The organism is Streptomyces sp. NPDC041814, from assembly GCF_055590565.1.
Genome location: NZ_JBVJAM010000004.1, coordinates 359,473 through 378,847, shown reverse-complemented (window position 1 = coordinate 378,847; position 19,375 = coordinate 359,473). Strand labels below are relative to the sequence as shown.

At 74.4% G+C, this 19,375-nt stretch carries 11 protein-coding genes; 10 read left to right on the top strand and 1 reads right to left on the bottom strand.

The annotated features are described in order from the left end of the window. Window positions 1-148 precede the first annotated feature (148 nt). Genes ACZ6C6_RS14150 through ACZ6C6_RS14120 form a run of 7 tightly spaced genes read left to right on the top strand, consistent with a single transcriptional unit; the run spans window position 149 to window position 15,271 of the window. Window positions 149-3,331 carry an amino acid adenylation domain-containing protein gene (locus tag ACZ6C6_RS14150; protein ID WP_469202452.1) on the top strand — a complete coding sequence of 1,061 codons (3,183 nt, stop codon included), beginning with the start codon at window positions 149-151 and terminating at the stop codon, window positions 3,329-3,331. After that, window positions 3,328-8,877: an amino acid adenylation domain-containing protein gene (locus tag ACZ6C6_RS14145; RefSeq protein WP_469202450.1), complete on the top strand. Its 5,550-nt coding sequence runs from the start codon at window positions 3,328-3,330 to the stop codon at window positions 8,875-8,877. Before ACZ6C6_RS14150 ends, ACZ6C6_RS14145 begins: the two co-directional genes overlap by 4 nt. After that, window positions 8,874-10,364: a class I adenylate-forming enzyme family protein gene (locus ACZ6C6_RS14140; protein WP_469202448.1), complete on the top strand. Its 1,491-nt coding sequence runs from the start codon at window positions 8,874-8,876 to the stop codon at window positions 10,362-10,364. The genes ACZ6C6_RS14145 and ACZ6C6_RS14140 overlap by 4 nt, the downstream gene beginning before the upstream one ends. Further along, complete coding sequence (locus tag ACZ6C6_RS14135; protein WP_469202446.1) at window positions 10,361-13,393, top strand: non-ribosomal peptide synthetase; 3,033 nt, start codon at window positions 10,361-10,363, stop codon at window positions 13,391-13,393. The genes ACZ6C6_RS14140 and ACZ6C6_RS14135 overlap by 4 nt, the downstream gene beginning before the upstream one ends. Continuing rightward, a complete protein-coding gene (locus ACZ6C6_RS14130; RefSeq protein ID WP_469202444.1) occupies window positions 13,390-13,599 on the top strand; it encodes an MbtH family protein in 210 nt (69 codons plus the stop codon). Before ACZ6C6_RS14135 ends, ACZ6C6_RS14130 begins: the two co-directional genes overlap by 4 nt. Further along, entirely contained in the window at window positions 13,596-13,856 is a 261-nt protein-coding gene (locus ACZ6C6_RS14125; RefSeq protein ID WP_469202442.1) for an acyl carrier protein, read from the top strand. Before ACZ6C6_RS14130 ends, ACZ6C6_RS14125 begins: the two co-directional genes overlap by 4 nt. Next, complete coding sequence (locus tag ACZ6C6_RS14120) at window positions 13,853-15,271, top strand: condensation domain-containing protein (RefSeq protein WP_469202440.1); 1,419 nt, start codon at window positions 13,853-13,855, stop codon at window positions 15,269-15,271. The genes ACZ6C6_RS14125 and ACZ6C6_RS14120 overlap by 4 nt, the downstream gene beginning before the upstream one ends. A gap of 7 nt (window positions 15,272-15,278) precedes the next feature. On the opposite strand, the gene ACZ6C6_RS14115 is transcribed toward ACZ6C6_RS14120, so the two are convergent. Then, window positions 15,279-16,091: a class I SAM-dependent methyltransferase gene (locus tag ACZ6C6_RS14115; RefSeq protein ID WP_469202438.1), complete on the bottom strand. Its 813-nt coding sequence runs from the start codon at window positions 16,089-16,091 to the stop codon at window positions 15,279-15,281. A 91-nt stretch (window positions 16,092-16,182) separates the two neighbouring features. Between ACZ6C6_RS14115 and ACZ6C6_RS14110 the strand changes: the two genes are divergently transcribed. The 3 genes from ACZ6C6_RS14110 to ACZ6C6_RS14100 all read left to right on the top strand — a co-directional run bounded on the left by ACZ6C6_RS14110 (window position 16,183) and on the right by ACZ6C6_RS14100 (window position 19,340). After that, window positions 16,183-17,121 carry an aminoglycoside phosphotransferase family protein gene (locus tag ACZ6C6_RS14110; RefSeq protein WP_469202436.1) on the top strand — a complete coding sequence of 313 codons (939 nt, stop codon included), beginning with the start codon at window positions 16,183-16,185 and terminating at the stop codon, window positions 17,119-17,121. Between the two features lie 52 nt (window positions 17,122-17,173). Next, window positions 17,174-18,493: a VWA domain-containing protein gene (locus tag ACZ6C6_RS14105; RefSeq protein ID WP_469202433.1), complete on the top strand. Its 1,320-nt coding sequence runs from the start codon at window positions 17,174-17,176 to the stop codon at window positions 18,491-18,493. A 106-nt stretch (window positions 18,494-18,599) separates the two neighbouring features. Then, window positions 18,600-19,340, top strand: coding sequence for an SDR family oxidoreductase (locus ACZ6C6_RS14100; RefSeq protein WP_469202431.1), 741 nt, complete (start codon window positions 18,600-18,602; stop codon window positions 19,338-19,340). Window positions 19,341-19,375 lie beyond the last annotated feature (35 nt).

Here is a 19,375-nt window from a genome sequence, read left to right as displayed (position 1 = left end):
CGGATCTCGCCGGTGGCGAGACCCTTCGGCCCGCCGCGGTATCCCCGTACCGCCGCGTCGCTCCGCCCCCCCCACATGCTCCACATGTCCCCATTGACCTGAAGCAACCGCACACCACGCCGCTCGGCGTGCGCGCCGAGGGAGTCGGATGAGTACCCAGGCCGTCCAGTCGTACCTGACGCATGGCCAGAAACGTCTGTGGTTCCTGCACCAGATGGACCCCGACGACGCCTCATACAACATTCCGCTGGTTCTTCGCCTCTCCGGCGAACTGTCCGAGCCCGCCCTGCGGGCGGCCTTCGACGCGGTGGCGGCCCGGCACGAGGCGCTGCGGAGCCGTTTCCCCGCCGAGGACGGCGAACCGGCCGCACTGGTGGACGAGCCGGGCCCGGTCGACGTGGAGGGTTACGACCTGCGCGGCGCGAGCGACCGGCTCGAACCGCTGATCGCCGAGCGCACGAACCGCGCCTTCGACCTCGCCCGCGGCCCGTTGCTGCGCGTCGCCCTCTTCCGTACGGGAGACACCGAGCACGTCCTGTGCGTGGTCCTGCACCACATCGTCGCCGACGGCTGGTCCCTCAACGTCCTGCGCGAGGAACTGGCGGCGCACTACACCGCGCACCTCCGCGGCGAGGCCGCCGACCTGCCCGCCCCGCCCGCTTACCCGGCCGGGCAGGAGCGGGACGCGGACGAGGAGCAGGCGCGCGAAACCCTCGCCTACTGGCGGGACCGCCTGGACGGCGCACCCGCCCTGGAACTGCCCCTCGACCGCCCCCGCCCCGAACACCCGTCGCCCGAGGGCGCCTTCCACACCCAGCTCCTCACCGGCGCCGGGCCCGTGATCGACGCCCTGGCCCGGACCCGGCGCTGCACCCCGTTCATGGTGCTGCTCGCCGCCTACCAGGCGACCCTGCACCGCTGCACCGGACAACGCGACTTCTGCGTCGGCGTACCCTCGGCCGGCCGGTCGGGACCCGATGCCGAAAGGGCCATCGGCTACTTCTCGCGGACCCTGGTCCTGCGCTCCGACCTGGCCGGGACTCCCACCTTCGCCGACCTGCTCCGCCGCGCGCGCACCACCGTGCTCGGCGCCTTCGCCCACGAGCGCGTCCCCTTCGAGGAACTGGCCGAAACGCTGCGCCTGGACCGGGACCCCGGACGCACCCCGCTGTTCCAGACGATGCTGACCGTCCACACCCAGGACGCCGGCCTGCTGCGCGACGCGTCCTTCGCCGGGCTCGGCTGCACCGAACTGGACCCCGCCATGCGGGCCTGCAAGTTCGACCTCACCCTCGATGTGCGCCGGGACGGCGAGGACGTGGTCGCCGTCTTCGGCTACCGCACGGACCTGCTGGACGAGCAGTGGGTCGCCCGCCTCGCGCGCTGGTTCGAGACCCTGCTGCGCGGAGCGGCGGACGCCCCGGACACCCCGGTCCACCTCCTGCCGCTGCTGGACGAAACCGAACGCGCCGCCCTGGACGCGGCCGGCCGCGGGCCCGCCCTGCCCGACGGCCCGCCCACGGTGCACGACGCCATCGCCCGGACCGTACGCGAACGCCCCGGCGGCCAGGCCCTGCGCGGGCGGGACACCTCGCTCTCGTACGCCGAGCTGTGGCAGGGCGCGGGCAGCCTCGCCGCACGGCTGGCCGCCGAGGGAGTGCGGCGCGGGGACACCGTCGGCGTGCTCCTGCCGCGCGGACCCCACGCGGTCGTGGCGATGCTCGCCGCCTGGCGCGCCGGTGCCGCCTACCTCCCCCTGGACCCCGACTACCCGCCCGCCCGGATCGCGTACATGGCCGCCGACAGTGGCGCCCGCACCGTCCTGACCTCCCGCGACACCCCACAGCCCGGGCTGCCCGGAAGCGTCCGCATCCTGTACGTGGAGGACGAGACGGGCCCGGCGGGGGAGTGCCGCACCGCGCCCCACCCCGACGACCCCGCGTACCTCGTCTACACCTCCGGCTCCACCGGCAAGCCCAAGGGCGTCCTCGTCCCGCACCGGGCGCTGGCCGAACGGGTCCGCTGGATGCGCGAGGGGTACGGGATCACCGCCGATGACCGCGTCCTGCACTGCGCCTCGCTCAGCTTCGACACCTGCGCCGAGGAACTGTTCCCCGCGCTGGCGGCCGGTGCCACCCTCGTCGTGGCCGACCCCGGCGCCACGCTGCCCGACCAGCTGAGCGAGGACTTCACCGCCGACGTCACGGTCATGGACCTGCCCACGCCGTACTGGCAGCACCTCGTCGGCGACCCGGACGTCGTCGCCTGGCCCGACGGGCTGCGGTTGCTGATCCTGGGCGCCGACCAGGTCCAGTCCGCCGCCGTCGGCGCCTGGCGCGAGCGGTTCGGCGACCGGGTGCGTGTCGTCAACTCGTACGGCCCCACCGAGACCACCGTCATCGCCACGACCGCCGACCTCGGCGACGCGGACACCCGCACCCGCCCGCCCATCGGCACCCCGATCGGCGGCGTCACCGCCACCGTCTGCGACGAATACGGCGGGCCGGTCCCGCCCGGCACACCCGGCGAACTCCTCCTCGGCGGTACGGGGGTGACCTACGGCTACACCGGCCGGCCCGGCGCCACCGCGCGCGCCTTCGTCCCCGACCCGTACGGCCCGCCGGGCTCCCGCCGCTACCGGACCGGGGACCTTGTGCGCCGCCGGGCCGACGGCGCCCTGGAATTCCTGGGAAGGCTGGACGGCCAGCTCAAGGTGCGCGGCTACCGCGTCGAGCCAGGTGAGACCGAGAGCGCGCTCCTCGCCCGGCCCGGGGTCGCCGAGGCGGTGGTCGTCGCCCATCGCGAGACCCTGGTCGCCTACGTGGTCCCCGCCGCCGGGGGCCTCGATCCCGCCGCCCTGCGGAGCGCCGTGGGAGCGCTCCTACCGGCTCACCTCGTGCCCGCCGCCGTTCTCGTCCTGGACCGGCTGCCGCTCACCCCGAACGGCAAGCTGGACCGCGCGGCCCTGCCCGCCCCCGAGCAGCGCCCGGAGCTCCGGGCGAGCTACCTGGCCCCGCGCACCGAGGCGGAGGAGCTGGTCGCCGACATCTGGCGTGAGGTGCTGGACGTCGAACGGGTGGGCGCCCTGGACGACTTCTTCGACCTGGGCGGGCACTCCCTGCTCGCCACCCGGGTCATCGCCCGCGTCCGGGCCACCGCCGAGCTCACCGTCCCCCTGCGCACCCTCTTCACCCACCGCACGGTCGCCGCCTTCGCCGAGGCCGTGGAGGCCGCCCTGATGGCCGAGATCGACGCCCTGTCGGAGGAGGAGGCAGCCGCCCTTCTCGCCACGGACAGCGGCACCCTGGAAGGAACCGGTACGCCGTCATGAGCGACACCACCACATCCCCCGCGGGCCTCTCGGACGCCAAGCGCGCCCTGCTCAGCCGCCGGCTCCGGGCCGGCCGCGCCGCCGCCTCCCGCCCCGCCGTTCCCCGGAGACCCGAGGGCGCCGTACCGCCGCTCTCCTTCGCGCAGGAACGCCTGTGGTTCATGGAGCAGTTCGCCCCCGGCACCGCCGCGTACAACATCCCCGTCGCGCGCAGGCTGCGCGGCGAGCTGGACCGGGAGGCACTGGCCCACGCCCTGGACGACGTCACCGCCCGGCACGAGACGCTGCGCTCCCGCTACCCGGTGACCGACGACGGCCGCCCCGTACTGGAGATCGCGCAGCCCGTGCCCGCGCCGCTGCCCCTTGTGGAGGCCCGGGACGAGGAACACGCGGCCCGGCTCGTGGACGAGGCGGGGGCCGAGCCCTTCGACCTGGCCGCCGGTCCGCTGCTGCGTGCCCTGCTCGTACACCTGGCCGACCGTGACCACATCCTGCTGCTGGTCGTCCACCACAGCGTCAGCGACGGCTGGTCCAGCGAGATCCTGGTCTCCGAGATCCTGCGCTGCTACGCGGCCCGCGTCGCAGGGGAAGGCGACCCCCTGCCCGAACTCCCGGTCCAGTACGGGGACTTCGCGCAGTGGCAGCGCGACCGGCTGAGCGGGGACGCGCTCACCGCCGAAGTCGCCTACTGGGCGGAGGAGCTCGCCGGGGTGGAACCGCTCGTCCTGCCCACCGCCCGGCCCCGGCCCGCGCGCCAGACCTTCGACGGGGCGGGCTACGGATTCCAGGTGGAGCGCGGACTCCTCGACCGGCTCGCCACCCTCGGCAAGGCGCACGGCGCCACGATCCACATGGTGCTGCTCGCCGCCTTCCAGGAACTCCTGGCCCGGTTCAGCGGCCAGCGCGACTTCGCCGTCGGATCACCCGTCGCGGGCCGCCCCGAGCCGGAACTGGAGGGTCTGGTGGGCATGTTCGTCAACGTCCTGGCCCTGCGCGCCCGGCTCGACGGCGACCCCACCTTCACCGAGCTGCTGGAACGCACCCGTGAGACCTGCCTGGAGGCCTACGCCCACCAGGAGTTGCCGTTCGCGCAGCTGGTCACCGAGCTGAACGTGGAACGCGATGTCTCCCGCTCCCCGGTCTTCCAGGCGGTGCTCGCCGTCCAGAACTACGCCACCGGGCGGCAGGCCACCGCCGGTCCGGGCCTGGACGTGGAGACCTACGGACTGCGCGCCTCTGGCACCCGCTTCGACGTCGAGCTCTTCCTGATGGAGTGGCCGGACGGACTGCGCGGCGCCTTCAACTACAACACCGACCTTTTCGCAGAGGCGGACATCGCCCGGCTCGCCACCCATCTCGACCGCCTGCTGCGCGCCGTCGCCGACCGCCCGGACGCGCCGCTGTCCGGCATCGACCTGCTCTCGGGTGCCGAACGTGCCCTGGAGACCGTCGAGTTCAACCGTACGGAGGTGCCGGTACCGGCCGACGCCACCCTGGTCTCCCTCATCGCCGAGCAGATCGCCCGTACCCCCGACGCCCTCGCCGTCACCGCCGACGACCACAGCCTCACCTACGCCGCACTGGACGCCGCCGCCGACCGCGTCGCCGCCCGCCTCGTCGCGGCGGGCACCGGCCCCGGGGACGTCGTCGCCGTGGGCGCGGCACGTTCCCTCGAACTGGTCGCCGCGCTCCTCGGCGTACTGCGCACGGGCGCCTGCTACACCCCGCTCGACACCGAGTACCCGCCCGAACGGCTCGCGTTCATGCTGGAGGACAGCGGTGCGCGGGTGCTCCTCACGCAGCGGGACATCCCCGTCCCCGAGGGCTGCCGGGCCACCGTCCTCCTTCTCGAAGACGAGGACGATCCGTTTCGCGGGAGCGCTCCCACGGCATCGCGGAGCACTCCGGCGCCCGACGACCCCGCCTATCTCATCTACACCTCCGGCTCCACCGGCCGCCCCAAGGGCGTGCCGAACACCCATCGCGCCATCGTCAACCGGCTGTTGTGGATGCAACGGAGCTACCCCATCGGTCCCGAGGACTCCGTGCTCCAGAAGACGCCGGCCGGGTTCGACGTCTCCGTCTGGGAGTTCTTCTGGCCGCTGATGACCGGCGCGCGCCTCGTGCTGGCCCGTCCCGGGGGCCAGAAGGACGCCGCCTACCTGGGCGAACTCATCCGCTCCGCACCCGTGACCGTCGCCCACTTCGTCCCCTCGATGCTGCCGCTCTTCCTCGCCGAGGAGGACGCGGGGCGGTGCACGGCCCTGCGCCGCGTCGTGTGCAGCGGCGAGGCGCTGCCGCCCGATACGGCGCGCGCCTTCCGCGAGGCGCTGCCCGGCTGCGGCCTGGCCAACCTGTACGGGCCCACCGAAGCGGCGGTCGACGTCTCGGCCTGGGAGTGCGAGGGGCCGTCCGACGTGGTCCCCATCGGCTTCCCGGTCGACAACATCCGGCTCTACGTCCTGGACCGGGCGCTGCGGCCGGTGCCCCCGGGCGCACCCGGTGAGATCCACATCGCCGGGACCGGGGTCGCCCTCGGCTACCACCGGCGACCGGGGCTCACCGCCTCCCGGTTCGTCCCCGACCCGTACGGCCCGCCCGGCTCGCGGCTCTACCGCACCGGGGACCTGGGCAGACGCCGCCCCGACGGGGCCCTGGAACACCTCGGCCGCATCGACCAGCAGGTCAAGCTGCGCGGCCTGCGCATCGAACCCGGCGAGATCGAGTCGGCCCTGCGCGCCCTGCCCCCGGTGAGCGAGGCGGCCGTGGTCGTACGCGAGGACACCCCGGGCGACCAGCGGCTCGCCGCCTACCTCGTCACCGCCGGGGAGGAGACCGCGCCCGACCCGCAGGAACTGCGCACCGCGCTCAAGCGGGTGCTGCCCGACTACATGGTGCCTGCCTCCTTCACCACGCTGCCCGCCCTCCCGCTCACACCCAACGGGAAGCTGGACCGCCGGGGGCTGCCCGCCCCGCAGATCCACCGGACGAACGGCGCGGCCAGTGCGCCCGGGACCCCCGCGGAGCGGGTGCTCGCCGGGATCTGGGCCGATGTGCTCGGGCTGGACGAGGTCGGAGCGGACGAGGACTTCTTCGACCTCGGCGGCCACTCGCTCCTCGCCACCCAGGTGGTGGCCCGTGCCCGCGGACTGCTCCCGGAGGCGGGCGCCCGGCCGGTCAGCGTCATGGACCTGTTCACCTGCCGGACCGTGAGGGACCTCGCCGCGCTGGCGGACACCCCCGAGGACGCCCGGGGCCCCCGCCGACTGCTGCACCGACTCACCCCGCAGGCCCCGGCCGGGCACCTGCGCGCCACCCTGGTCTGTGTCCCGTACGGCGGTGGCAGCGCGGTCGTGTACCAGCCGGTCGCCGATCTCCTGCCCGAGGGCTACGAGCTGTGGTCCGTCGCCATTCCGGGCCATGACGTCGGTGTGACGGAGGAGCACCTGCCGTTCGGGGAACTCGCGGAGAGCCTGGCCGCCGAGATCCGCGAACGGGTCCGGGGCCCGCTGATCGTGTACGGGCACTGCGGTGTCGGCACCGCACTGGCCGTGGCGACCGCCCGGCTCCTCGAAGCGTCGGGCCGCGAGCTCGAAGCGGTGTACGCGGGAGCGCAGTTCCCCTTCGCCAAACCGCGCGGACGGGTGCTCGGCGCCCTTTCCAAGGTGGCGTCCCTGGAGTCGCTGCTCGGAAACCGGGTGTACGTCAACTGGCTCACGGGCATGGGCGTCGATACCTCCCAGCTCGACCGGGAGCAGACCGAGTTCATCGTCGGCAACATGCGCCGCGACAGCCAGGCGGCCGAGGAGTACTTCACGGGGGCCATCGCGGACGTCGAGGCAGGGGCCCCGAGGCTGCGCGCCCCGCTGGTGTCGCTCGTCGGCGACCGCGACCCGGCCGCCGACTTCTACCAGGAGCGCTACCGGGAGTGGCTGCTCCTCGCCGAGCGCTCGGCGGTCGCGGTCATCGACCAGGGCGGCCACTTCTTCGTGAAGTACCGGGCCGCCGAGGTCGCCGAGGCGGTGACGAGCGTCCACGAGGCGATCCGCGCGGAGACCACCGCGACGCTGCCCGAGCGCACCCCGGACGCGGCCTGGTGGTTCCACGCCGAGACCGGGCCGCCGGGCGGCACCGAGGCGGACCCGGCGGACGATGCCGGCACGAAGGACGCGGGCGCCCCCGCACCCGGCGCCGCACGCTTCCTCGCCGTGGTACTCGGGCAGTTGGGGTCGATCGTGGGTTCCGCGCTGACGGAGTTCGCCCTGCCCATCTGGATCCTGCTGGAGACCGGCTCCCTGGCCCGGTTCGCGCTGTACTCCGTCGTGGCGATGCTGCCCGGCATCCTCGCCGGCCCACTGGCCGGTGCCGTCGTGGACCGGTTCGACCGGCGCAAGGTCATGCTCGCGGGTGACCTCACGGCAGGGCTCAGCCAGGTGGCCATGCTGGTCCTGCTGCTCGGCGGCGCACTGGACACCTGGTATCTGTACGTGCTGCTCGGCAGCCTCTCGGTCGCGCTCACCTTCCAGCGCCTCGCCTACAGCTCCGCCATTCCGCAACTGGTCCCCAAACGCTATCTGGGCCATGCCAACGGCGTCGTCCAACTCGCTTTCGGAGCAGCCCAGTTCGTCGTGCCGCTCGTCGCGGTCGCGCTGATGGCCGGCATCGGTCTGCGCGGCATCCTGATCCTCGACATCGCCACTTACGTGGTCGCGGTCGCCGTACTCGTCTGCGTCAGGTTCCCCCGCACCCTGCCCTGGACCCGCCGGGAGCCGGTCGTCGAGGAGATCAAACAGGGTTTCGCCTACACCTGGCGGCACCGGGGTTTCCGTTCGATGCTCCTGTGGTTCGCCGCGCTCAACCTCTTCCTGTCGCCGCTGTTCCTGCTGGTGACGCCCCTGGTGCTGTCCTTCGACAACCTCGACGGGGCGGCGGCGGTCGCCACGGCGGGCGGGGCCGGGGCCGTCGCGGGCGGGCTGGTCATGGGGGTGTGGGGCGGGCCCCGCAGACACCGGGTGCGTGGCATGCTCGCGCTGGCCGGGGTGTTCGCCCTGGCCGGGGCGGTGACCGGGCTGCGCGCCGACCTCTGGGTGATTGGTGCCGGTGCCTTCGGGATGTCCTGCGCCATCGCCCTGGTCAACGGCGTGTACTCGACCATCGTCCAGGTGAAGGTCCCCCAGCGCTTCCACGGCCGCGTCTTCGCGCTGAACACCATGGTCGCCTGGTCCACCCTCCCCATCGGCCACGGACTCGTCGCCCCCCTGGGCGCCCGGCTGTTCGACCCGCTGCTGGCCGACGACGGAGCGCTGGCGGGCAGCGTGGGGCGGGTGCTGGGCACGGGCCCGGGGCGCGGCATCGGGCTGATGTACCTGCTGTGCTGCCTGGTGATGCTGGCCCTGGTGACCCTGGCCCTGCGGCTGCCGGTCCTCGCCCGCTTCGACCGCGACGTGCCGGACGCCGAACCCGACGACCTCATCGGTCTCCGGGAACGCGCGGCCGCAGCCGCCGTTGCCGCCTCCGCGCCCGTCCCCGCGGGGGCCGACCGGTGAGCCCCGCCGCGCCCCCGTGCTCCCTCATCGAACTGCTGGCCCACCGCGCCGCCCTCCACCCCGACCGCGTCGCCCTCCGCAACGGGGCCCGCGCCCTGGACTTCGGCACCTGGCGCGACCGGGCCGCCGCCCTCGCCCACGGCCTGCTCGCCCGCGGCCTGCGCCCCGGTGATCCCGTCGGGCTGCGCTACGGGGCCGCGGAGTGGACCGATTACGCGGTCGCCTACTGCGGGGTGCAGTGGGCGGGCGGCATCGCCGTACCCCTGTCCGACCGGCTGGCCCCGGCCGCCGCCGCGCACATCGTCGAGGACAGCCGGTGCGCGGGCGTCCTGCACGGTGACGGCGGGCCACCGCCCCGGATGCCCGAAGGCCTGTGGCGGGCGACCTGCGAGGACTTCGAAACCGGGGCCGGGGACGCACTGCCGTTCCCCGACCCGTCCGCACCCGCCCAGTACCTCTACACCTCCGGCACCACCGGGCTCCCCAAGGGCGTCCGGGCCACCCACGCCAACCTCGCCCACGGCTGCACCCTGGACGAACGCCGCAGACCCCTGCGCCACTCGCGCACCTTCCTGCACAGCTTCCCGATCGGCACCAACGCCGGACAGACGATGCTCGTGAACTGCCTGGACACGGCCGCCACCGGCGTCGCCGCCACGCAGTTCACCCCGCGCCGGTTCGCCCGGCTCATCGAGGAGCACGCGGTCGGCAGCGTCTTCCTGGTGCCCGCAACCGCCATCGAACTGCTCGCGTCCACCGCGCTCACCGGCCGCGACCTCAGCACGGTCAGGCTGGTCGGTTCGACGGCGGCGGCGCTCCCGCAACCCGTCGCGCTACGACTCGCGCAGGCGTTCCCCACGGCGCAGATCGTCAACTACTACACCTCGACCGAGGCCGCGCCCGCCCAGGTCACCCTGCTCTTCGACCCCGACCACCCCGACTCACCCGGCCGGCCCGCCTCCCTCGGCCACCTGCGCATCACCGACGCCGAAGGGCACCCGGTGGCCACCGGTGAACCCGGCGAGATCTGGCTGCGCTCGCCCACCGCGCCCCGCGCCTACCTGGGCGCCCCCGACACGGACACCGAGGTCTTCCGGGGCCGCTGGGTGCGCATGGGGGACATCGGGCGGCTCGACGCCGACGGCTACCTCCACCTCCTCGACCGGGAGCGCGACGTCATCAAGTCCGGCGCCCACAAGGTGTCCACGATCCAGATCGAGAACGCCCTGCACGCCCACCCCGACATCGCCGACGCCGCCGCCTTCGGTATCCCGCACCCCGTGCTGGGCAGCGTCGTCGCCGCCGTCGTCGTGCCCCGGCACCGCGAACCGGACACCGCCCGGCTGCGCTCCTTCCTGCTCGACCGGCTGGCCGCGCACGAACTGCCGGCCCGGATCCTCTTCCGCGCCACCCTGCCCCGCAACGAGGGCGGCAAGGTCCTCAAACGTGAACTCCACCGGCTCCTGGACGACGAGGCGACCCCATGACCCCCTCCTTCGAAACACCGGCCCCGCTCGACCCGGCCCAGCACGGGCTCTGGGTCACCGAGCAGACCCTCGACACCGGCTCGGCGTACCACCTCAGCCTCGCCCTGCACCTCCGAGGGCCGCTGGACCCGGCCGCCCTGGCGACGGCGTGGGGCGACTACGTACGGGCCACCCCCGTGCTCGCCTCCCGGACCGGTCCCGCCGGGCCGGGCCTGCACCCGGGCGACGCACCGCCCCTGCGGCTGGTCACCGCCGAGCCCGGCGACCTCGGCAAGCTCCGCGACGAGGAGACCGCCGCCCGCTTCGCCCCGGGCGAGGCCCTGGCGCGGGCCACGCTGTTCACCACCGCCCCGGACGCGCATCTGCTGCTCGTGGTCGCCCACCACCTCGTCTTCGACGGCGAGTCCAAGGACCTCCTGGTCACCGGAGTGGCCCGGGCCTACCGGGCGGTGACCGGGGAGAGCCGGCCGGTCTACGCGGCCGAGGCGCCGGCACCCCCGCCGCCCGTCTCCGACACGGCCGTCCACGAGGCGGCCCGCTTCTGGGACGGCCGCTGGCGCGACACCCCGGCGCCCGCCCTCCCCGGCCTCACCGCCCACCACGCGGACCCCGTCGCCCCGGGCCCCGGCAGCGCCTGCGGCTTCCGGCGCGACGGGGAGTGGCACGCCCGCCTGGTCGCCGCCGCCGCGACGCTCGGCGTCACCCGGTTCGAACTCCTCACCGCGGCCTGGCACGCCCTGCTGCTGCGCTACGGCAACACCGCCCCCGCCACCGCGATCGAACTCTCCACCCGCGTGCCCGGCGCGCCCCGGCGGACCGGCCTGCACGTCAACGAGCTGCCCCTCTTCACCGACCCGCGCCCGGCGCTCACCTTCGCGGACTTCACCCACGAGGTCCGGGCCGAGCTGCGCGCCCTCTACGCCCACCGCACCGTCCCCCTCAGCCGTGCGGTGCGCGGACTCACCCCACGCACCGCGCTGTGCCCGGTCTCCCTCAGCTACCGGCGGCGCGACACCTCCCAGGCCCCCGACTTCGGCCCCGGCCTCGACGTACGCACCGAGTGGACCGGCTTCGCCCACACCGCCCGCAACATCGCCCACCTCCAACTCGTCGACGCCCCCGACAGCCTGGAAGGCAGCCTCCAGTACCGCACCGCCGCCTTCGAGGGCGAGGCACCCGCCCGCGTCCTGGACCACTTCCTCACCCTGCTCGACGGGGCCCTGGCCGCCCCGGACACCGCCATCGGCCGTCTGCCGGTCCTGCCGCCCCGGGAACGCGCGACGCTGCTCACCGACACCACCCGGGCCCCGGGCAACGCCCCCGCGACCCTGCCCGCGCTGTTCGCCGCCCAGGCCGCCGCGACCCCGGACGCCGTCGCCGTCATCGAGGGCGGCACCACCCTCACGTACGCCGAACTCGACGCGGCCGTCCGCCGCCGCGCCCACCGGCTGCGCGACCAGGGGGCCGGCCCCGGCGCGCTCGTCGGCATCGCCCTGCCCCGCTCCGCCGCCCAGCTCGTCGCCGCCCTCGGCACGCTCACCGCCGGTGCCGCCTACCTGCCGCTGGACCCCGACCACCCGGCGGAGCGCCTGGCGTTCCTCCGCGCCGACTCCGGGACGACCCTGGAGACCGCCACCGACCCGGGGCCCGAGGACCTGGACCGGCTGCCCGACGCCCCGCCGGCGGCCGCGCCGCCCGCCCTCACGGACCCCGCCTACGTGCTGTACACCTCCGGTTCCACCGGAGTGCCCAAGGGCGTCGAGGTGTCGCACGCGGCCCTCGCCAACCTCCTCGCGGCCCTGCGCGACACCACCGGCACGGGCCCCGGCAGCCGCTGGCTCGGGCTCACCTCGCTCTCCTTCGACATCTCCACCGTCGAACTCTTCCTGCCGCTGGTCACGGGCGGCACCGTCGTCCTCGTCCCCGAAGGCCGCCACCGCGACGGCACGGCCCTCGCCGAGCTGGTCGAACGCCACCGCCTCACCCACGTACAGGCCACCCCCAGCGGCTGGCGCACCATGCTCGCCGCCGGGCTCCACGCACCGGACCTGGTGGCCCTGACAGGGGGAGAGGCCCTGCCCGACGCACTCGCCCGCGAACTGCGCACCGCCGTGGGACGCCTGGTCAACGTGTACGGGCCGACCGAGACGACGGTCTGGTCCACGGCCGCCGACCTCGGACCCGACGACCCCGTGACCATCGGCCGCCCCCTGGCCAACACCCGCACCTACGTCCTGGACGCCCGCCTCCAGCCGGTGCCGCACGGGCTGACCGGCGAGCTCTGCATCGGCGGTGACGGTGTCGCCCACGGCTACCGGGGCCGCCCCGGACTCACCGCCGCCCGCTTCGTCCCGGACCCGTTCGGCCCGCCCGGCGCCCGCCTCTACCGCACGGGCGACCTCGTCCGGCTCACCGACGACGGCCGCATCGCCTTCGCGGGCCGGGCCGACACCCAGGTGAAGGTGCGCGGCCACCGCATCGAACTCGGCGAGATCGACGCCGTCCTCGGCAGCCACCCGCAGGTCGCGCAGGCGGTGACGGTGCTGCGGGAGGCCCCGGACGGCGAGCCCGGACGGCTGGTCGCCTACGTCGTGCCCGCGCCCGACGGCGCGCCCGTCCCGCCCCGGGCACTGCGCGACCACCTCGCCCGCTCCCTGCCCGCGGCGGCCCTGCCCGACGCGTACGTCGCCCTCGACGCGATGCCGCTCACCCCCAACGGCAAACTCGACCGGGCCGCCCTGCCCGAACCACCACGTGAACGGGCCACCGGTGAAACCCCCGCGGCCGTGGGCGACGAAGGCATCACGGCCGCCGTTCTCGCCATCTGGCGCGAGGTGCTGGACCTCGACGACCTCGGGCCCGACGAGGACCTGTTCGACCTCGGCGGCCATTCCCTCACCATCACCGCCATCGCGGGCCGCATCCGCAAGGAGTACGGCGTAGCCGTGCCCTTCGACGTCTTCTTCGACAGCCCCACCGCCCACGGCGTCGCCGCGTGCGTCGCCGCACTCATCGAGGAGAACCAGTGAACACACCCGCCCTCCGCTACCTGGTGGCGGTCAACGACGAGGAACAGCACGCCCTCTGGCCCGCCGAGACCCCCTTGCCCGCCGGATGGCGGCCGGAGGGGTTCAGCGGTACGGAGGAGGAGTGCGTGGCCCACGTCGACCAGGTGTGGCCCGACATCAGGCCGCTGAGCCTGCGCCGCCGGCTGGCCGAGGGGGAGGACAGTTGAGCACCGCCCAGGACCCCGCCACCGAGGCACGAGCGCGGATCGCCGGGCTGATCAGCGACGCCATGGACGGGCAGCTCGCCGCGGCCGACGTCCTCACCGCCCGGGGCACCCTCACCGAACTGGGGGTCGGATCCCTGGCGTTGCTCCGCCTCGCCGACACCCTGGAGGACGAGTACGGCGTGGAACTCGACCTGGCCGACCCGGCGTTCTACCAGGAGGACATCGACAGCCTGGCGGCCCGGCTGGTGACGCGATGAACGACCTCGCCACCGCCCGCACCCTGCACATCCCGTTCGCCGGGAACAGGGCAGGCACGGCCCCCCTCACCTGGGGGCAGCGGGCGATCTGGAACGCGATCCTGCGCACCGCGCCCAACGACGTCTACTTCAACATCGGGCGCCTGCTCCCGCTGGGCGAGCGCGGCCGGGTCACGGACGTGCGCCGGCTCGCCACCGCGCTCACCGCCCTGATGGAGCGTCACGAGGCGCTGCGCACACGGCTGTACGACAGCGAGGACGGCGAGCCCCGCCAGTCGCTCACCGACTGCGGCGCCCTGCCGGTCACCGTGGTGGACGAACCGGACCCGGAACGGACCGACCCGACCGCCCGCGCCCTGCTGGACGAACTCACCGCCACCCGCTTCGACTACGCGCGGGAGTGGCCGCTGCGCGTCGGTGCCGTCTGCCACCGGGGCCGGGTCACGCACGCGGCGCTGGTCCTCTGCCACCTCGCGGCCGACGGCCACGCCGCCGAACAGGTGGTACGCGACCTGCGGCTCCTGGTGCGCCGGGGCTCGGCCGGGCGGGCGCCCCGCACCACCCCCCTCGACCTCGCCCGGGACCAGCACGCACCGGCCGGGGTGCGTCGCAGCGAACGGGCCCTCGCCCGGTGGGAGAGCTTCTACCGGACCATGCCGCCGACCATGTTCCCCCGGCAGGCCGCCGCGCCCCGCACCCCGCGCTTCTGGAGCGGACGTCTGGTGTCCGAGGCGCTGATGAGGGCGACGGACACGCTCGCGGCCGCCCACCGGATCAGCGGCTCGACGGTCCTGATGACCGCCCTGGCCGCCCTGGCCGCCGCCGAGGGCGGGCACCCGGCGGCGGCCATGATGCCCATCGTCGCCAACCGGGCCGCCGATGACCGGCGGGACCTGGTGGCGATGCTCTCCCAGGACGCCCCGTTCCTGCTCGACACGGCCGGTGCCGAACGGTTCACGGACCTCCTGCCGGTGGCGTGGCGCGCGGCCCTGGCGGGTTACCGGGCGGCGTCCTACGACCCGGTCGCCTGGGAGGCCCTGCGCGAGCGCGTCGGCCGGGAGCGCGGCACCCCCGTACACCCGTACTGCTGCTACAACGACCAGCGGTTCTTCGTACGCCCGCCGGACGACGGGCCGCCGCCGGACGCCGCGGAGCTGCGCGCGGCACGGGCCCGTACGGAGTTCGGCTTCCCGGCCACCGAGGACAAGCTCGGCTGCCGGTACTGCGTCCACGTCACCGAGGAGGAGGGCGTCCTCGCCGTCATGCTCACCGCCGACACGGCCTACCTCCCGCCGCCCAGGATCAGGGCGCACCTGTGGGCACTGGAGGAGATCGTCGTGGCGTCGGCCTGCGGCGAGGCCCCGCTCATCGCCGGCCTCCCGGCTCTCCTGGCGCGCGCGGAGGCAGCCGCCTGACGCCTGCTCACGGCCGCTGCGGGCGGCGCCCCCACGCGGAGATCATCGGCGCGGTCGCGAGGTCGAGGCGGCCGGTCCCGACGTTCGCGAGATGGCGGTCGATCTCCTCGTCGGTGGCCAGCCCCGCCGCCACCAGACGGCCACGGATCTGCCGCACCGTCGCCGCCTCCAGGACCGTGCACGCCGGTGAGGTGACCGGGAAGTACGCGTCCGCCCGTACGTCGTCGAGACCCGACTCGCGCAGCAGCCGGGGCAGCGTCCTGCCGTACTCCAGGTCCGCACCGCGCCCGGCCATCAGCGACCGGAAGCCCGAGCGCAGCCGGTTGGCGAGCCGCTGCTCCGGCCCCGACTCGTCCGGGCACAGCAGCGGCTGCAAGCCCGGGTCCGCGTCCTCCAACAGCAGTACGCCACCCGGCCGCAGCGCCCCGACCATCCGGCGCAGCGCCTCCGCGCGGTCGGTGACGTGCACCAGGACAAGCCGCGCGTGCACCAGGTCGAAACCGCCCTCCGGCGCCGGGTCGGCGGCCACGTCGTGCTCCAGCACCTCGATCACCCCGCCGGCGATCCCCTCGGTCCACGACACATCGATGTCGGTGGCGACCACCGCCCCGTCCGGACCCACCCGCTCGGCCAGGCCGAGCGGCACGGACGGCCCGCCCGAACCGACCTCCCAGCACCGCATGCCGGGCCCGATGCCCAGCTGGTCGACATGGCGGAACGTCACCGGGTCGAAGAGCTCGGAGAGCGCGCCGAAGCGGATGCCGGCCTCCGACTGCTGGTTGTCCAGGAGGTAGCCGTGGTCGGATGCGTGCTGAGTCATGGCGCAATTCTCACAGCCCGGCCGATAATGGCCGACCGGCTCGGCCCAGGCCCCGAAAACGGCTCGACAGGCGGGCGCGCGACGCCATGTGATGGTCCGGACCGCCCGCCGCGCGCAGTGGGCCGAGGACAGGGAACCGCCGTTGGCAGCCACGAGCGACCGGCCCGCGATCGACACCCCGCTGGTCAGACGGCTGGTCGACAGCCAGTTCCCGCAGTGGGCCGGACTGCCGCTGGAACGGCTCACCCAGGCCGGTGCGGACCATGTCATCCACCGGCTGGGCCGCGAGCTCTCCGTACGGCTGCCGCGCTACGCCGGTGCGGCCGGGCAGGCCCGGAAGGAGTACACCTGGCTGCCCCGGCTCGCCCCGCACCTCCCGCTTGCCGTTCCCGAGCCGGTCGCGGTGGGAGAGCCGGGGTCCGGATACCCGTGGCCCTGGGCGGTGACCCGCTGGCTCGCGGGCGAGCCCGCCACCGTCGAGGCCCTGGGGGACTCGGAGGAGACCGCCGTGGCGCTCGCCGGATTCCTGACCGCCCTGCGACGCTTCGAGCCCGGCGGCCACCCGCTCACCCCCGACATCGACCGCACCGCGGACTCCCTGCACGGCCGGGACCGGGCCACGCGTGCGGCGATCAACGCGCTGGACGGGGTGTTCGACGCGGGGGCCATGACGAAGGTGTGGGACGCGGCACTGGACGCCTCCGCCTGGGACCGGCCCCCGGTCTGGGTGCACGGCGACTTCCACACCGGCAACCTGCTCACCCGCAACGGCCGCCTCAGCGCCGTCATCGACTTCGGCGGGCTCGGCCTCGGCGACCCGGCCCGCGACATGATGATCGCCTACACCCTGCTGTCGGCGGACAGCCGGGCCGCCTTCCGCGCGGCGCTCGGCCCGGACGACGCGACCTGGACGCGGGGGCGCGGCTGGGCTCTGGCCACGGGACTGAACGCCTACACCTTCCACGCCGCCACCGACCCGCGCGTCGCCGCACAGACGACCCGGCAGATCAACGCGGCCCTCACCGGCTGAATACCCCGGACCCGGTCGACCGGGCGGAACACCGGCAGGCAGACTGGGTGCCGTGACGACACTGAGCAAGGGCGCCAACATGCCGGTGGCGCCGTCCGCCGTCCGGGCCGTGCTGAGCTGGACGGCCGGGCCGGCCGTGCCCGACGTCGACGCCTCCGCGCTGGTGCTGGGCGCGGACGGGCGGGTCCGCTCGGACGGCGACCTGGTCTTCTACAACCAGCCCCGGCACGCCTCGGGGGCCGTACGCCACCTCGGCAAGCAGCCCGGCTCCGACACCCTGGAGGCCGACCTCGCCGCGCTGGGACCCGACGTGGACCGGGTCGCCCTGTGCGCGTCGGCGGACGGCGGCACGTTCGGCCAGGTGCCCGGCCTCCGCCTCCGGCTGCTGGACGCCGCGTCCGGCGCGGAGCTGGCCCGCTTCGACATGGCGGCAGGACCGGAGACCGCCTTCGTGTGCGGGGAGCTCTACCGGCGGGCCGGCGGATGGAAGTTCCGCGCCGTGGGCCAGGGTTACGCGAGTGGGCTCGCCGGGCTGGCGACGGACTTCGGGATCAGTGTGGACGAACCCCGTACGGCACCGACGCCCGCCGCCCCCGCCGCGCCACGCCTCAGCAAGGGCGAGGAGCACCTGCCGGTCGACATGCGCAAGCGCCTTTCGCTGCGCAAGCAGCAGGTGGCCGTCAGCCTGCGCAAGCACGGCCTGGACCGGCTGACCGCCCGTGTGATCCTCGTTCTCGACGCCTCCGGCTCGATGAGCGCCCTGTACTCACGCGGCACCGTCGCGGGCGTCACCGAACGCATGGCGGCCGTTGCCGCCCAGCTGGACGACGACGGGGAGATGCAGGCGTGGACCTTCGCCTCGAATCCGGCCAGGCTCCCCGACCTGGCCATCGGTGAACTGCCCGAGTGGCTGCGGCTGCACGTGCGGGTCGGCCAGATCAGCATGTTCGGGCGGAAGAAGCCCCAGAAGGGACTGGTCCCCGGGCAGGCCGACATGCGCGCGGTCGGCATCCAGAACGAGGAGCAGAAGGTCATCGCCGAGGTCCGGGACTTCGTGCGCGCCGAGCCGGTGCCCGCGCCGACACTCGTGCTGTTCTTCTCCGACGGCGGGGTGTACCGCAACGACGAGATCGAGCGCGAGCTGCGCGAGGCGGTCGAGGAACCCGTCTTCTGGCAGTTCATCGGCCTCGGCCGGCGGCAGTACGGAGTGCTGGAGAGGTTCGACACGATGCCCGGGCGCCGGGTGGACAACGTCGGCTTCTTCGCCGTGGACGACATCGAGCGGCTTTCCGACCAGGAGCTGTACGACCGGCTCCTGTCGGAGTTCCCGTCCTGGCTGCGGGCGGCCCGGCAGGCCGGCATCCTGCGCTGAGCCGTATGGGTCATGAGCCGCCCGACGGCCGGTTACGGCACGTACGGCCGGGAGCCCCGGGCTTACGGTGGCGGCCGGCCACCCCCGGCTCACGGAAGGCTCGTCCATGAAGATCACGGTCATCGGCGGTACCGGACTGATCGGCTCCCGGCTCGTGTCGAAGCTGCGCGAGGCCGGGCACACGGCGCAACCCGCCTCCCTGTCGACCGGTGTCGACCTGCTCACCGGCCAGGGCCTCGACGAGGCGCTCAGCGGCGCGGAGACGGTCGTCAACGTCACCAACTCGCCCACCTTCGACGCCGCGTCCCCCGACTTCTTCCGTACGACCATGGGGAACCTGCTGACGGCCGGTGAGCAGGCCGGTGTACGCCACCAGGTCGTGCTGTCCATCGTCGGGGTCGACCGGGTGCCCCAACTGGACTACTACCGGGCCAAGACGCTCCAGGAGGAGCTGCTGCGCAACGGGCCCACCGCGTACTCCATCGTGCGCGCCACGCAGTTCTTCGAGTTCATGGACGCCGTCATGTCGTGGACCTCCGACGAGGACACCGTCCGGCTCCCCGCCACCCGCCTCCAGCCCATCGCCGCGGCCGACGTGGTCGCCGCCCTCGCGGACACCGCCACCGGCGCGCCGCTCAACGGGACGGTCGACGTGGCCGGGCCCGACGTCTACCCCCTCGACAAGCTCGGGCGCCTCACCCTGGCCGCTCGGGGCGACCACCGCACCGTCGTCACGGACGACCGGGCGGGCATGTTCGCGGCCGTGGAGGGCGACCCGCTGATCGCGGGTCCCGGGGCGCGCATCGCCACGACCTCGTACGACGAATGGCTCGCCGGGACCCGCTGAGACGGGAGGGCGGCCATACGGTGCGAGCCGGAGCC

What these genes read in the sequence shown, in the direction of transcription:
- ACZ6C6_RS14135 (WP_469202446.1), top strand. Translation starts at nt 10,361, where the DNA reads ATGACCCCCTCCTTCGAAACACCGGCCCCGCTCGACCCGGCCCAGCAC.
- ACZ6C6_RS14115 (WP_469202438.1), bottom strand. Translation starts at nt 16,091, where the DNA reads ATGACTCAGCACGCATCCGACCACGGCTACCTCCTGGACAACCAGCAG.
- ACZ6C6_RS14120 (WP_469202440.1), top strand. Translation starts at nt 13,853, where the DNA reads ATGAACGACCTCGCCACCGCCCGCACCCTGCACATCCCGTTCGCCGGG.
- ACZ6C6_RS14110 (WP_469202436.1), top strand. Translation starts at nt 16,183, where the DNA reads ATGGTCCGGACCGCCCGCCGCGCGCAGTGGGCCGAGGACAGGGAACCG.
- ACZ6C6_RS14150 (WP_469202452.1), top strand. Translation starts at nt 149, where the DNA reads ATGAGTACCCAGGCCGTCCAGTCGTACCTGACGCATGGCCAGAAACGT.
- ACZ6C6_RS14100 (WP_469202431.1), top strand. Translation starts at nt 18,600, where the DNA reads ATGAAGATCACGGTCATCGGCGGTACCGGACTGATCGGCTCCCGGCTC.
- ACZ6C6_RS14145 (WP_469202450.1), top strand. Translation starts at nt 3,328, where the DNA reads ATGAGCGACACCACCACATCCCCCGCGGGCCTCTCGGACGCCAAGCGC.